Raw genomic sequence first — 13,943 nt, forward strand, 5'->3', positions numbered from 1 at the left:
CACATCTGGAGTGAAGTGTCACTTGATCGAGAGGGTGTGCTTCGGCGATGCGGTGACGATCCAGACATGCCCGGGGATGCGGACACCGTCGGTGGTCTCGAATGCCGTGAGTGCGTCGCGCACTTCGGAGTGGATACGGGCGGTGGTCTCCGGGTCGACATCGCGCAGGTTGTGGCGCACCGGGCCCATGGCGAGGATGAAGTCGGTGGCGTCGCCCGCGTCGGCGCCAAAGGTCATGGGAGCCTCGGCGGGGGCTACGTCGATGTCGGTGAACCCGGCGGCGGTGAGCACCTGGCGGATTCGCGCGGGGTCGAGGAGTGACCCCATGCCCCTTGCGGCGGGGGATGACTCGCGCAGGAACGGGGAGAGCGCGGCGGTTGCACGGGCGTAGGCGCTGTCCGGGCCCGCGGGCTGCGGGCCGAGGAACGCGAGTCGGCCCGCTGGTGCGAGCGAGTGCCTGAGATGGGTGAAGGCCGCGATGTGGTCGGCGAAGAACATGACACCGCCGCGGCTGAGGAGGACGTCGAAGCCTCGGCCGGGCAACGGATGCACTTGGGCGTCGCCCTGTTCGAAGGTGACGTTGCCGATGCCTTCCGCGGCGGCGTCACGGCGGGCGCGTTCCAGCATGGGCGCGGACAGGTCAATTCCGACGACGTCTCCGTCGTACGCCTGCCGCGCGGCGGTGCGCGTCGTCTGGCCGGTGCCGCAGCCGACGTCTAGGACCCGGTCGCCGGCCGCGATGCCCGCGGCGGCGAACAGAGGCGCGTTGAACGCGCCCATCATCGCGTCGTAGCGCTCGGAGTGTTCAGCCCAGTGGATGCCCTCCCAGTCGTTCCATGCCTCTGCCTGCTCACGGTTGGCGATGGCGTGCATGATTCACCCCTCCAGTGACTAGAGTTGACCTCTAGAGTTCAACTCTAGATATAGGCTCCAGTCATGACTGAGGTCAAGGGAAAGCGGGGCGACAAGGCCCTGGAGACACGGCGGCGGATCATCGACGCGGCCGCCGGCCTCTTCGTCGAGCAGGGCTACGGGGCGACCAAGCTGCAGGAGATCGCCGACCGGGCGGGCGTGGCGGTGCAGACGATCTACTTCGTCTTCCGGAACAAGCCCTCGCTGCTCAAGGAACTGGTCGATGTCGCGATCGCGGGAGACGACGACCCCGTGCCCACGATGGACCGGCCATGGTTCACGAAGGTCACGACCGCGCCTACCGCCGAGTCCGCCCTGGCCGCGCTGGTCGCCGGCACCCGCAGGACACTCGAACGTGTCGCGGCCATCGACGAGATGGTCCGCGCCGCGACAGCGACCAACCCGGAGATCCGGGAGCTGTGGCCGGACCGGACCGACCCGCGATACACGGTCATCTCGACAGCCGCGAAGGCTCTGACGGAGAAATCCGGCGCCCACCCCGCCCTCTCCGCAGGAGAGGCGGCGGACATCATCTACGCATTGCTCAGTCCGGAGCTCTTCCTGGTCCTGACCCGCGACCGCGCGTGGCCGGCCGACAAATGGGAGCGATGGGCGTACGACACCCTCTGCTCTCAGCTGTTGGTCAGGATGCAGAACCTAGCTCCCTGATCGTGATCGGGGAGACAGAACCTGGTCCCTCTCGTTTGGATCATGCCGGGCTCGCGTGCCCCAATCCCTGATCCGGCCCGATCCGAACGCAAGACCCTGTCGTTCACCCTCGAAGTTGCCTCACACACCGATCAGCGGTGCGCGCGGGTCGCCGTGCAGTGGTGCGGCGCGGTCGGCGAGCGCCCGCTCCAGACCGTGCAGATGGGCGAGCGCGGGCCCGGCCGCGGCGGCGTGCGGCGGGACGCCCGGTGCGCCTGCCCGGAGTTGTGGATCGGGGGGCCGTCAGCGCCTCCACGGCTGCCTCGACCCGCCAGCAGACGGCGGCGAGGCGGGCGTCGTGGGACGCCTCGGGGTCCGCCGCGACGGAGGCCAGTCCGCGCACCTCGCGTGCGCAGGCGTCCAGCAGGGCGAGCATCTGGCCGGCCCCGGGCCCTGCGGGCGCGCAGCGGCCTGAGCGGGTGGACCATCGGGGCCAGGGACATCCGCACCCGGCCGAGCAGCGCCTCCAGTTCGGCGATCCAGGGTGCGGGATCGGCGGTCGGGGATCCCGAGAGCCGTGCGGCGGCCTCCTCGGTGCAGGCGTGCACACAGCGCGGGGCCCGCTGTATCCAGGCGTCGGTGATGGCGTGTGTGGTGGCCGGCAGCACGAGCAGCACCGCGACCATCGCGCCGCGCGCACCCACCCCGGTCTCCGTCAGGCGCAGCACGAGCAGGGCGGGATCCAGTACGCCGAGGAGCCCGTACAGCGCCCCGGCCGTCACCGTCACCGTCACCGTCACCGTCACCGAATACAGCCTGCGCCACTCCTTCGCTTGAAGTGGCCTCGCCATGGGAATTCCGATCACAGATGTTGCGGAGTGGATGGGACACAAGCCCATCGAGGTGACGTATCGCATCTTCCGCCACCTCATGCCGTCCTCCATCGGCAGGGCCGCGAGGCCGCTGGACGCGGGTACCTGATCTACGCGTTGCACAGCGGAGCAGGAGCCGGCCGGCGAAGAGCGTCGCGCGTGCGACAACGTCGCGCGCGGCGCGTTCGAAGTCCTCAGGCACCCGGCGATGCAGAACGGTCTCCGCCTACCGGGAGGGCGATCGCACCATCGTGCTCGTCCCGACCCGGATGTCGGAGGCCAAGGAGCAGCGCCGGGTCGGATGGTGCTCGACATCTCACCGCGCGTGACGGCTCAGGCGCCGGCCGGAATTCGGCTGGACCTCCGCAGGGGAACGGCAAGTTCGAGCAGGGCCCGCTCCAGCGCATGAAGGTGGGCGAGCACCGGTTCGACACCCGTCTGCTCCGTAGCCGCCGCGTTGTCGAGTCGGAGGTCCCGCCCGACGGTGGGCGCATCGGTGAGGGCCTCGACGGCAGCCTCCACACGCCAGCAGGCTGCGGCGAGCCGGATGTCGTGCGAAGCCTCCGGGTCGGCAGCGACGGAGGCCAGGCCGCGCACCTCGCGTGCGCAGTCGTCGAGCAGCGCGAGCACCTGCCGCGCCCGTCGCTTGCGGGCCTTCATCGGGTTGAGCGGATGCACCAGCGGCGCGAGCGACAAGCGCACCCGGCTCAGGATCGCCTCCAGTTCGACAACGCGCCGGCGTGGGTCGGCGTCCTCGCTCCCGGCGAGACTGGCGGCGGCCTCCGCCGTGCACGTGTGCACGCACCGCAGCGCCCGCTCCACCCACGCCTCAGTCACCGCGTGTGTGGTTACCGGCAGCACGAACAACACCGCCAGTACAGCACCGAGCGCCCCGACCGTCGTCTCAGCCACCCGCAGCACGAGCAGACCCGCGTCGAGCACGCCGATCAGCCCGTACAGCATGCTCGCCATCACGGTCACGGCCAGCATCATCCAGGTATAGGAGACAGCTGCGGTATAGAAAATTCCGAACACGCTCATCGCCACCACCACGGCGGCCACGACCGGCTCGTGGTGCAGCGGCACAGCCACGGCGAAACCCAACCCGATCCCGAGCACCGTCCCCAAGAATCGCCTGAACCCGCGCACGACAACCTCGCCACGCGATGTCGTGGCCACGAACACCCACCAAGTGGCGCCCACCGCCCAGTACCAACGCTGATCGGACAGCACCTGCCCTACCGCAAGCGCGAACCCCGCCCCCATCGTCGCTTGCACGGCCTGCCGCGTCGTGATCCGGCCGAGCCCCGCTGCCCCGGTGGGGAGGGTGACTGCCACGGGTACCGCGAGCCGCCGCTCGTAGCACCACACGCCGAACCGCACCACCGACGACGCGGTGAGCGACAGCAGCACGGCCGCGTACAGCTCGGGCAGCTGGCCTGGCACAGTGTGCAGGAACTGGGCAGAGAAATAGGCCATAAAGCCGAACACACCCAGCGAGTGCCCGCGAGGTCCCCACCGCCGCGCGTACACCCCCGCCCCCACGATGGCGAGGAACGCCAGGTCGCGCACGACGGGCACATCGTGCAGCACGGCGGCGAGCGTGAGCACCGGGAGGCCGACGACGGGGAGAAACGCGGTCGTGATCGCCTGCCCACGCACCGTCGGGTCGGTCACCGTGAACAGTGCGAGCAGCGCGGCCAGGCCACCAGTGATGGCCGCCACCAGCGAGTGCCCGGCCGCCCCGCACAGCGCGACGGCGAGCCCGATGCCGAGCACAGCCCGGGACGCGAATCTCAGCCGTATCTGCCCCGGATCGTGTGCGACGAACACCCTCTTCAGCAAGTTTCCCTGCCCCTTTCGCACATGGACCAGTCGCAGACATGAGAAAGGCGCCGCAGAGATCCCTGGGGGAACCCGCAGCGCCATTGACATCCCCATCTCAGCACCTGGGGGGCTAGTGGTTCAAATGAGGTCCAATCCTCTGGGCCAATGGTCCAGAATGGCTTCACCTTGCCCAGCCGCCGCAGAGCCAACGGACCAACCTCACGCGACACGGGCGCGCGAACGGCAGCCACCGCCTACGAGCAGGCCGTCGACATCGTCCGCGCCGACGGCGTGATCAGCCGGGTCGGCGTCCCGCACCGCGAGCGGGCACCAATCGGCTTCGACAGCCTTTTCGGCCGCAGCATCGGCCTGATGGTCGGTGGGTCGGCCCCGACGCGCGTCATCACCAGGCCGGGGCGCCGCCGCAGGCGTGGAGTAGGCACCGGACCGACTTCCGCCAGCGGCCCTGATCCAGTTCCGCAGCGTCTCGGCATTCACCCCGAGGCCGGCGACGACCGACTTGATCGTCGCTCCCGAACCTCACAGGGACTCCGTTCTCCTGGACCATCAAGATCCAAGTCTCCCCGGCGTCCAAAACCCGGGGGCAGGGCCCGTCGGCATCCACTCGCCCCTTTTTCATCTTGTCAACTAAGCCCAAAGGGCACCTTCAATCCTTTCCATAAATTCCAGGATTTCATTCAAATAGAGCAGTCGGATCACAACATCACATTGATTCGATCAAACCCTGCCGGATCGCTCCGCAAACCATTGCCAACCTCACCCCACACATATCCACTCGCTACTCCAGAAGCCTCCCTACCCTTTCATCGCACCTCAATGGCCCCAGCATGCATCCAACTGTGGATGCCGAGTACAGGTCAAGGAGAGTGGCAGCTTCTGGCCGGTCCATTGCTCACTACGTTGAGAGTCTGATCTTCTGGAGAAGATCCCAGCTGAACGAGGGACAGCCATGACGGCCCTCCCAGTCGGAGCATCCAAAACAGGACGCACCGTGATGCCACCTGAACTCGTCAAATCCACCAGCCGGCGCGACGCCGGTGCGCCGGTGCGCCGGTGTCCGAATATACCCGTAATCGGGAGGATTCAATTTTCTCACCCCGTCGGCTTGAGGGCACTTGAGAGCCGTTGCCGGAATCGAGACTCCACCTGTGGGAAGGATCGCCGAATTGAATTCAGTCCGAAGTGACGGTGCACGGAGTCAACGAGCCGTCAGGGGTACGATCATTTCGAATGCTCCGCAGGTGACGCAGCCATTGACACGGCGCACTTCCCTCACTTTGCCGGCCCGAATGAAGATTGATGAGTGGAAACGAGTCGGCGAGAAGTTGTCCTTGTTCGCGGATTCCTCGAAATGGTGGCTCGGTGACTGGCTCGTGTACGGCCAGAATAGGTATCCAGAGCGATATCGAATGGCGGTGGAAGAAACGTCCCTCGAATATCAGACATTGCGCAACTACGCTTGGATCGCGAGGAAGTTCGATGCAGCCAGGCGTCGGGAAAGTCTGAGCCTTCAGCATCACATAGAAGTCGCGGGGCTAGAAGAGCGTGAGCAAGACATCTGGCTGAACAGAGCCGAGCAGAACAACTGGTCGCGCAACGAGCTGCGGCGAAGCTTGAAAGCCACCCAGACGATCGAAGAACCGGGTCCTGAGCGAAGTGAGGCCGCGCTGCACCTCAGAGTCTCGGACGAACGCATCCGAAACTGGGAAAGTGCAGCGCAGCGGACCCGGGGCGATCTCCAGGAGTGGATCATCGCTGTTCTGGATGATGCGGCCACTGCTGATGTGGTGCACCCCTCGTAGATGGGGCAGCGAGCCGCTGTCTCGACGCTGATTCGACTGCGCAAGTGCGTCTGCGATCGACCGCCGTCTGCAGGACGTCATGTCAATCGCGAGACAGCGGTAGCAGATGAGAGTGCGGGCGAGGAAGTGTTCGGCTCTGCGCCCGTAGCGGCGGTGGAGCCGGCGAGCCCGGCCGTGGTGCGTTCGGTCGTGCGCCGGTGACGCCCCAGCCTGCGCGAAGTCTCGATGCCTTTGTGGGCGGTGCGGTGGATTCCGCGCTGGGACAGCCACTGCCGCAGATGGCGGTAGTCGTTACCTCTGTCGGCGTGGAGCTTGCCGGGCCTGCGTCGACGAGGGCCTCGGCGGGAGTGGATGGGCGGCATGCCCTTCACGAGCGGGATCAGGACCTGGCTGTCGTGGACGTTGGCACCGGAGATCCCGACGAAAGGGGCCGACCGGTCCGCGGTGGATCTTCGACCCGTACTTGTCCCGGTCCATCGGCGATCCCAGGATTCGGACCAGTCAGGTCCCCTTTCCCGGAGCCCTCATGTTCACCGGGTCGATCGGGCAGCGAGACCGCTCCGACTCGCCGCAGGAACCGAACTCATCCAGGACCAGGTGATGCGACACCGCCCATGCCCTGGCCTTCGTCCACTCCGTGAACCGGCGGTGAGCCGTCGAACCGCACCGTACGGCCCGAACGACGCGGCGGGCGCCTGCTGCCACGTGCACCCCGACGTCGCACGAACACGACGCGGCCGGCTCTCAACGGTCACCATGCCGAAGCCGACGACCCCCTGAGACAGCAACGGCACCTCCGGCACCACCCGCTGGAACAGCTCCCGCAACTCATCCGGCACCAGCCCCTCAACGACTCCCGACCACGACCGACAGCTTAGAGAGCCCATGGAGATGGCTTCTCAGCGTGTATCGATGCCGGATTTCCTGACAATGAGTTCGGCGACGTCAGAAGGCGGGACACAGGTAGTGTCGATCACTTCGGCGTCCCTTTCGAGCCACGGCAGGGCTTGCTGATAGTCCGCAAGGTGGTCGAGGCGCCATTCGCGGGCTTTGATGCTCTCCGGTTTGATGTCAGTCTCGATGCGGTGAATGAGAGTATCTCTGTCGGTGTGGAGCAGGAAGTGAAACACTGGGATGCCTGCCTTCGCCAGACCCATATGGATCTCGTCCCAATACCCCTTGTTCAGGACAGTTTGGGTGACAACGAGAGTGCCTCCCACGTAGTCGAGAACCTGTCGGGCAGTTTCCACGACCAGGCCGCGCCATGGTTGATAATCCTGGAAGTCACGTTCAGGCACACCAAGCACGTGCCATAGCATTTCCCCTACCTTTTCAGCATCGAAAATCCGAGCGCCTTGGAGGCGCGGGATAAGTTCATGTGCCGTAGTCGTCTTCCCAGCGCCGAAGGTTCCGTTTAGCCAGATGATCATATGGCAACGCTACACGGTCGACGGCGAGTCCTTCAATGATCGGGTCGCGGAGCAAGGTCGATTCCCGAGATCACCTCAATTCCTCCAGTCGGCAAGTAATGGCCTGAGAGACGAGCAGGCTATTACCAACGGGTAGCGCCTGGCGGACACGCACTGGGGGCGACCGTCTTGCCGGCGAGACACGGCTCTACACCCGAGGCCGCACCCTTGCCGTCAGCATCATCAGATTGCCACCATCGCAGCGCGGCACCCGGTGGAACTGCACTCCGGCATCCTCCTCCTGCCTACGCATCGCGATGCGTATTTCAAAAGTCCAAATTTCAGATCAGGAAAGTGCGCCCGTACAGCAACTTTCCGGTGACCGGCCGGGGAGAGCGTAAAGGACTTGTTGACTGACGAGGAAAATTCATTCCAGACTCCAAGATCGACCCTTACCAGGTCTGATCCAAGAGGGCCTCACAGTGAAATGGAGAAGAAACGATACCTATGAACAAGAAGCCGATTGTCACTATCGATGCAGGGTCATTCTCCGTTTCCGACGAAACCGTCGGAGGGGTAGGAATCCATGCCGCGGAAATGGCTCAAGTTCTGAGCGAGGAATTCACGGTACGGCTGATCGCCACGCCTACTTCGGACCCAGTTCACCTTGGCTCGTCTGAACTTGTCAGCACGGAAGAGGATACCGATAAGGTCATCGCGGAGACCGATGTCGTAATCTTCTTTGACACGGCAGATCGTTCTCGCTTCGAGAGCGCCGTGTCCCAGGGAAAGTTGATTGCCAGCGACTGCCGACCGGCACTCGAGCAGCTCGACTATCCCTCCATCCTCACCAGTGACGACCCTTCAGGTGTGCATCGCCGCATCGTGGACACCCATGTCCGGCAACTCACCATGTCGCATCACTTCCTGTGCCGATCGCAGGTAGACCGGATCTCACTGATTTCGAACCTTTGCGCTTTCGGTCGTATCGCCCCTAGCGATGTCCAGCGATCACGCACTCTAGACCACTTGATAAGCATGACGCCCGTGGGATTTAGCCGACACAGCGCCCGAGCGGCGGACAGGGCTGAATCAAGGTATCTTGCGGACTTTCTGTGGACCGGCGGAGTTTGGGCTTACTACAGCCCCGAACTCCTCATCAGCGCGATCGGAATCCTCAAGAAGCGAGGCGTGGCGGCTACCGCGGCGTTTCTCTACGCAGCTCCGTCAGCCGACAACCGCGAAATACTGGCCGGGCTTAGGCAACAGATTAACGATGCCGAGTTGTCCGAGTGTGTTCTTCTGCATTCGGAACCACTGCCGCACAGCCGTCGCGACAGCTATCTCAAAGCGGCTCGCGCCTTTGTCTCTGTTGCGAAACCTGGGGTCGAGAACGAGACATCCGTGCGACTGCGTGTCAGGGATAGCAAGCTCCACGGCATTCCGACCATCAGCGACGGCCACGGTGAGACCGGGACACTGATTTCTCGAGATGCGCTGGGAATCGTCCTCCCCCAGGCAGACGCTGAGCATCTCGCCGATGCGATGGAACAGATCATATCCCTCGGCGACAGCAACAGCGTCGGCCGTCGATCTGAATTTCTCTATGAGGAGACTCTCTTCAACTTCAAGTCGTGGCTGGGCACCCTGATGCGCTGAGCAATGTCCCGATAATTCTCCTGCCCTTTGGTCCACCCCAGCAAAATGAAACTCCGGAGAGGAAGAAACACCCATGGTATTGCCGAACAGTAGCGTTGCCCGGACTAAGCGGTCAGCTCCCCTATCGGTGGCGGTGGTGGGCGCCGGCTGGTCCGGAGTGACCGCAGCTCGAGTTCTGCACGACGCGGGATGTCGGGTGCACCTGTTCGAACAAGACGTCGTCGTTGGTGGCCATTCGCGTGCGGGCAATATCAACGGGGTGCTGACCGAGCCCGAAGGGCCGCACATTTTTCATACGTCAGACAGGGGAGTTCTAGACTTTGTTCGCCGTTTCGGAATGACGGGAGAGAGCGCGCACAAGGGGCTGACCGAGGTGTTTCTCGACGACGCCGATGAGGAACCGTACCTGCTGTCGTGGCCTCCGCAGGTCGATGAGCTCAAGAACCTGCCAATCTGGTCGAAAGTGGAGAAGGAGCTTTCTGCGCTGCCGAAACATCCAGCAACGCAGAACCTGGAGACTTACTGCATCAGCATAATGGGTAAAACACTCTATGAGCTATTCATCGAGGGGTACACGACCAAGCAATGGGATAAACATCCAGCCGAGCTCTCCAGTGAGTTCGCGCCGCGTCGGCTCGAACTCCGAACCGATGGCTACCGACGTCTATTCCGCGACACTTGGGAGTTCTTCCCACCTGGTGGAGCGCAGGTTGTGATGGAGAACATAGCGGCCTCGATACCGGCAACGTTCGGCGCCTCGATCACCGTCGACGACCTAGAGGACTTGGAGAAGGACTACCAGGTTCTGATCCTAACCGCGCCACTGGACGTGTTTCTTGGCCGTCCCAACGAGCTCGAATGGCGTGGCATCCGGACGGTCAGTCGTTACATACCTCTCGATGACCCCAACGGAACGGTCACTCCCGGCTATATCGTCAACCAGCCATCTCTGCGGCGCCCTTACACACGGACAGTCGAATCCAAACATATCTCTGGCCAGTCCCAGCTGGGTACAGTCGTATCTGAAGAATACCCAGGTGCGCCCGCACGGCATTATCCCGTACCCACCGTGGGAATGCGCCACGAACGCAGGAACCTCGAACTTCAGCAGGAAATTCAGAACCGTACAGGTATGGAGGTCCACTTCTGCGGTCGGCTAGCCAACTACACGTACATCAACCAGGACGAAGCTGTGGCCCAAGCCTTTGCGTGCGCTCAGCTTGTTCTGCAGGGAAGCTAGTCACAAAAGGGGAGCAGATCAGCACCCAACCCAAACCGACGGGCTGATGCCCGGATTCGGAATTCCTAAAACAGCAGAAAGGCAGCGCAATGTCCAAGGTCTTCATCACTGGTGTGGCTGGATTCCTGGGTAGCCATGTCGCCGAGCGGTTCCGTGACATGGGGTGGGAAGTCTGCGGAATCGATAATCTCTCAGGCGGCCGGTCGGCAAATGTTCCAGAAGGCGTGGAGTTCGATATCGCCGACTGTCTGGACAGGGCTTCCTACTTGCCTCTGATCTCCGGTTCAGACCTTGTATACCACTGTGCCTCGACCGCGTACGACGGGCTGAGCGTCTTCGCGCCAGCGATGGTTTTCAGGAACACTGCTCAAGCCACTGCCGATGTGGCGAGCGCCGCGATCGCCTCAAACGTCGATCGATTTGTCTACTGCTCTTCGATGGCACGGTACGGCGCGTTGAGCACTCCGTTCACCGAGGAGATGGAGCCCCAACCGGCGAATCCGTACGGGATAGCCAAACGGACCTCCGAGCAACTTGTGCAAAGCCTGTTCGAAACGCATGGTGGCACCTACTCAATCGCCGTCCCTCACAACATAATCGGTCCGCGCCAGCGTTACGACGACCCTTACCGCAACGTCGCGTCGATCATGATCAATCGTATGTTGCGAGGACTTCAGCCGATCATTTACGGTGACGGTTCTCATATGCGATGCTTCAGCTTCATTCAGGATGTCCTGTTCTGCCTCGAACGTATGGGGACCACCCCGGAGACCGCCGGCGAGACGATCAACATCGGTCCAGATGAAGAGGTCATCTCCATCCTGGAGCTAGCGGAGCGGATCGCGGAGCTACTCAACTTCCCTCTCGACCCGATTTTCATGCCTGACCGGCCCTTGGAGGTTCGCCTTGCTACATGCAGTGCTGACAAGGCTCGCAGGCTTCTCGGCTACAAGACATCAACCTCGCTAAATGACGGGCTGCGCAGCATGATCTCGTGGATCGAGAGCCAAGGGCCCACTGAATTCAACTATCAGTGGGAGATTGAGATCCAGAACGAATCGACACCGAAGACCTGGTTGAACAGGCTCATCTGACATGGGTATCTTTCCAACCTCGATCTGCGCGGGGCTGTGAGAGGTCGGGAATGGCTCAGCCTCAATCTTTCGTGACGGGCCGTCGGTTTCGCTGGCGGCCCGTTCCCGTTGTTCGGGTCGGGGGCAGGCGGAGGGCCAGCATGGCGGACGCATCCGGTTGTCAGGCCGATGGCGCTGATCGTGGATGACACGGGTTCCTCAAGGACGGGGACGCATCGGCGTGTGTGACCAGCCAGTACACCAGCACCGCGGGCAAGGTCACCAACTGTCGGGCCGGAGTCTCGCTGCACCTGGCCTCCGACGGCGCCCCGGCAGCCGTGAACTGGGGGATGTTCCCGCCCGGGAGCTGGGATCCGGCGTCGCCGAAGGCCGATCCGTCCGAGGTGGCCCGTCGTGAGAAGTGCGGCATCCTCACTGAGGTGGGGCATGTCGAGAAGTGGCAGCCGGCCCTCGACGTGATCGACGAGATGCGCTCCTGGGGCATCGAGGTTCCCCTGGCCATCGCCGACAAGCGCTATGGAGGTACCGCCGTCTTCCAGCTCGGCCTGGAGGACCGCGACCTTGACTACGTGGTGCGCATCTCCACCGCGACCAGTGCCCAGCCCGAGAACACCCCGACAGCCACCCTCGTCCGCAACGCGAAGCTCAGGTGGCGCGTCGAGAACGACTACCGCGAGATGAGACAGGCACTGGGCCTGGCCCAATTCGAGGGCCGCACCCGGCCCGGCCGGCACCACGTCACCCTCGTCTCGGTCGCCCACGCCTTCTGGGCCCTGCGACGACTGGCCCGGCCCCCGAAAAGGGACGGCGGCGGCATGAGCTCATACCGAGTCATCCGTGACGTGCTGATGCCCCTCGCACTCCGGACCGGCGCCTGCCCCACCACCGCGACCCCCGATTCCGCACCAACCTCACCAAGCCCTACTGGGGGCTGGTGTCGGCGCTGCTGGTGCTCTTCTCTTGCCGCGAGACGCTGCGCCTGCCGCTGACGCGCATCACCGTGCTCGCGAAGTGGCCCGTACGGCGGCAGCACGGCCCCGGGCGCCGGACCGGCCACTGCCGCTCGCCGCCGTACGGCACGTCGGGCCGGGGGCGGATGCCGCGGCATCTGCGGACCTCGCGCCACCGAAGAGCGCAGCAAGTCGGCGCAACGCCAGGTTCGTTCGCCAGCCGGCCGCCACGAGCAGCACCCGGTAATCCAGCTGAAGAGCTCGCGGGCGGCCCCCTGCCCACCGAATCCGCACCTCGACGGCCCAGCGGGGTCACCGGCTTGCCGACGGAGCGCGGGCCCAGCTCGGTGGTCGGAGCCGTCCAGGGCGGCTCCGGCGCCGTGATCACACCGGACACCGCAAAACATTCCACAATGACCAGCAGTCATGGGACAGCTCTGAGACCAATGACGAACGGTGCAGTACCACTTGAACCACTGCACGCCAATGCCGATTGCCACTAGCGGCCAAATCGGCTGTGCGGCTGAACCGAACCGTCGGCTGAGTGTACTGTCCATAGTCATCCACTTGATCCAGGGGGATAACTTCGAATGTCTCAGAAAGTTCTGTCACTGCTGCACGAAAAGTCACCCTATGAAGGTTTCCCGGGAGACAAGGTTCCCTATGACCCACAGGGATGGGGATCAGATCACCCGGTGTTCGAGCGTGAAATAACCCGCCTGAAACCGAGCTTGATCGTCGAGGTCGGCACGTGGAAGGGGGCATCGGCATTACACATGGCCAAGATCGCGCGCAGTCTGGGTATCGATTGCGAGATCGTCTGCGTCGACAGCTTCCTCGGCAGCAGAGAACACTGGCTCGTTCCGCGCTGGAAGTCCGAACTGCGCTTGGAGCACGGTCAGCCGCAGGTCTATCGCCAGTTCCTCGCGAACGTCGTCCACGACGGCTTTGAGGACATCATCACGCCATTCTCGTGTACGAGCAGTCACGCCGCCAAGATCCTCGCGCATCACGATGTCGTGTCTGACATCGTCTATATCGACGCCGGACACGAGTACCGCGACGTCCTGTACGACATCGACCTCTTCTGGCCGATCATTCGTCCGGGAGGTGTCATGATCGGCGATGACTTCGCCTCCTATTTCCCCGGAGTGACCCGCGCGGTCAAGGAGTTCGGCGACACGATCTCGGTAACACCCGAGATCGACGGTGACAAGTGGATCCTGCGCAAGAGCACATAGATTGGCCATGTATATCGATGTCTTCGAACCTTCCCTTGCACGGGTAGTTCCTTCCGGCTGGGCTCGGCGCCCTCGTTCAGGTGGCAGCCGTAGGCGATCCGGATTTCCGCACGTGCGCACAGGGATCTTCCACTCGCGCGGATCGATGGGGCGAATTCGGCACCCCCGGTTTTTCGTCGCCGGAAGCACAAGTGGCTCGCCCCGCGGCGTAGAGCCCTCATGAAGCCACCCCGCCTTGGGACGGGCCGCCGCCGCCCGCCGCGGGCCC

General features: G+C 63.7%; 9 protein-coding genes and 5 pseudogenes. 8 read left to right on the plus strand and 6 right to left on the minus strand.

Features of this window, described 5'->3' with window-relative positions:
- Positions 1-18: 18 nt before the first annotated feature.
- Complete coding sequence (locus ACFVH0_RS14915; RefSeq protein ID WP_385820121.1) at positions 19-873, minus strand: class I SAM-dependent methyltransferase; 855 nt, start codon at positions 871-873, stop codon at positions 19-21.
- Positions 874-936: 63 nt separating this feature from the next.
- Between ACFVH0_RS14915 and ACFVH0_RS14920 the strand changes: the two genes are divergently transcribed.
- Positions 937-1,581, plus strand: a complete 645-nt coding sequence (locus tag ACFVH0_RS14920; protein ID WP_385820123.1) for a TetR/AcrR family transcriptional regulator — start codon at positions 937-939, stop codon at positions 1,579-1,581.
- Between the two features lie 120 nt (positions 1,582-1,701).
- On the opposite strand, the pseudogene ACFVH0_RS14925 reads toward ACFVH0_RS14920, so the two are convergent.
- A pseudogene (locus ACFVH0_RS14925) lies at positions 1,702-2,348 on the minus strand (FUSC family protein); the annotation flags it as partial.
- Positions 2,349-2,632: 284 nt separating this feature from the next.
- Here ACFVH0_RS14925 and ACFVH0_RS14930 point away from each other — a divergent pair.
- Positions 2,633-2,734 (plus strand): annotated as a pseudogene (locus ACFVH0_RS14930) (metal-dependent hydrolase); the annotation flags it as partial.
- A 31-nt stretch (positions 2,735-2,765) separates the two neighbouring features.
- Here the strand turns inward: ACFVH0_RS14930 and ACFVH0_RS14935 are convergent.
- A complete protein-coding gene (locus ACFVH0_RS14935; RefSeq protein ID WP_385820125.1) occupies positions 2,766-4,277 on the minus strand; it encodes an FUSC family protein in 1,512 nt (503 codons plus the stop codon).
- Between the two features lie 1,244 nt (positions 4,278-5,521).
- Between ACFVH0_RS14935 and ACFVH0_RS14940 the strand changes: the two genes are divergently transcribed.
- Positions 5,522-6,082, plus strand: a complete 561-nt coding sequence (locus ACFVH0_RS14940) for an LmbU family transcriptional regulator (protein ID WP_385820127.1) — start codon at positions 5,522-5,524, stop codon at positions 6,080-6,082.
- Positions 6,083-6,172: 90 nt separating this feature from the next.
- Here ACFVH0_RS14940 and ACFVH0_RS14945 read toward each other — a convergent pair.
- Together ACFVH0_RS14945 and ACFVH0_RS14950 are read right to left on the minus strand one after the other, a co-directional pair.
- Positions 6,173-6,969: pseudogene (locus ACFVH0_RS14945) on the minus strand (transposase); the annotation flags it as partial.
- A gap of 12 nt (positions 6,970-6,981) precedes the next feature.
- Complete coding sequence (locus ACFVH0_RS14950) at positions 6,982-7,512, minus strand: AAA family ATPase (RefSeq protein WP_385820129.1); 531 nt, start codon at positions 7,510-7,512, stop codon at positions 6,982-6,984.
- Between the two features lie 486 nt (positions 7,513-7,998).
- Between ACFVH0_RS14950 and ACFVH0_RS14955 the strand changes: the two genes are divergently transcribed.
- From ACFVH0_RS14955 to ACFVH0_RS14970, 4 genes and pseudogenes are all read left to right on the plus strand, one after another.
- On the plus strand, positions 7,999-9,150 hold the full coding sequence (locus tag ACFVH0_RS14955; protein WP_385820131.1) for a hypothetical protein: 1,152 nt from the start codon (positions 7,999-8,001) through the stop codon (positions 9,148-9,150).
- A 73-nt stretch (positions 9,151-9,223) separates the two neighbouring features.
- A complete protein-coding gene (locus tag ACFVH0_RS14960) occupies positions 9,224-10,390 on the plus strand; it encodes a UDP-galactopyranose mutase (RefSeq protein ID WP_385820133.1) in 1,167 nt (388 codons plus the stop codon).
- 89 nt (positions 10,391-10,479) lie between these two features.
- Positions 10,480-11,484: an NAD-dependent epimerase/dehydratase family protein gene (locus tag ACFVH0_RS14965; RefSeq protein ID WP_385820135.1), complete on the plus strand. Its 1,005-nt coding sequence runs from the start codon at positions 10,480-10,482 to the stop codon at positions 11,482-11,484.
- A 138-nt stretch (positions 11,485-11,622) separates the two neighbouring features.
- Positions 11,623-12,284: pseudogene (locus tag ACFVH0_RS14970) on the plus strand (transposase); the annotation flags it as partial.
- Between the two features lie 309 nt (positions 12,285-12,593).
- Here the strand turns inward: ACFVH0_RS14970 and ACFVH0_RS14975 are convergent.
- Positions 12,594-12,831, minus strand: a pseudogene (locus ACFVH0_RS14975) (IS5/IS1182 family transposase); the annotation flags it as partial.
- Between the two features lie 193 nt (positions 12,832-13,024).
- Between ACFVH0_RS14975 and ACFVH0_RS14980 the strand changes: the two are divergent.
- Positions 13,025-13,675, plus strand: coding sequence for a class I SAM-dependent methyltransferase (locus tag ACFVH0_RS14980; RefSeq protein WP_385820137.1), 651 nt, complete (start codon positions 13,025-13,027; stop codon positions 13,673-13,675).
- Positions 13,676-13,943: the final 268 nt, after the last annotated feature.

Origin of the sequence: Streptomyces sp. NPDC127117 (genome assembly GCF_042677325.1) — a bacterium.
Classification (GTDB): Bacteria; Actinomycetota; Actinomycetes; order Streptomycetales; family Streptomycetaceae; genus Streptomyces.

What these genes read in the sequence shown, in the direction of transcription:
- ACFVH0_RS14915 (WP_385820121.1), bottom strand. Translation starts at nt 873, where the DNA reads ATGCACGCCATCGCCAACCGTGAGCAGGCAGAGGCATGGAACGACTGG.
- ACFVH0_RS14980 (WP_385820137.1), top strand. Translation starts at nt 13,025, where the DNA reads ATGTCTCAGAAAGTTCTGTCACTGCTGCACGAAAAGTCACCCTATGAA.
- ACFVH0_RS14960 (WP_385820133.1), top strand. Translation starts at nt 9,224, where the DNA reads ATGGTATTGCCGAACAGTAGCGTTGCCCGGACTAAGCGGTCAGCTCCC.
- ACFVH0_RS14920 (WP_385820123.1), top strand. Translation starts at nt 937, where the DNA reads ATGACTGAGGTCAAGGGAAAGCGGGGCGACAAGGCCCTGGAGACACGG.
- ACFVH0_RS14950 (WP_385820129.1), bottom strand. Translation starts at nt 7,512, where the DNA reads ATGATCATCTGGCTAAACGGAACCTTCGGCGCTGGGAAGACGACTACG.
- ACFVH0_RS14955 (WP_385820131.1), top strand. Translation starts at nt 7,999, where the DNA reads ATGAACAAGAAGCCGATTGTCACTATCGATGCAGGGTCATTCTCCGTT.
- ACFVH0_RS14965 (WP_385820135.1), top strand. Translation starts at nt 10,480, where the DNA reads ATGTCCAAGGTCTTCATCACTGGTGTGGCTGGATTCCTGGGTAGCCAT.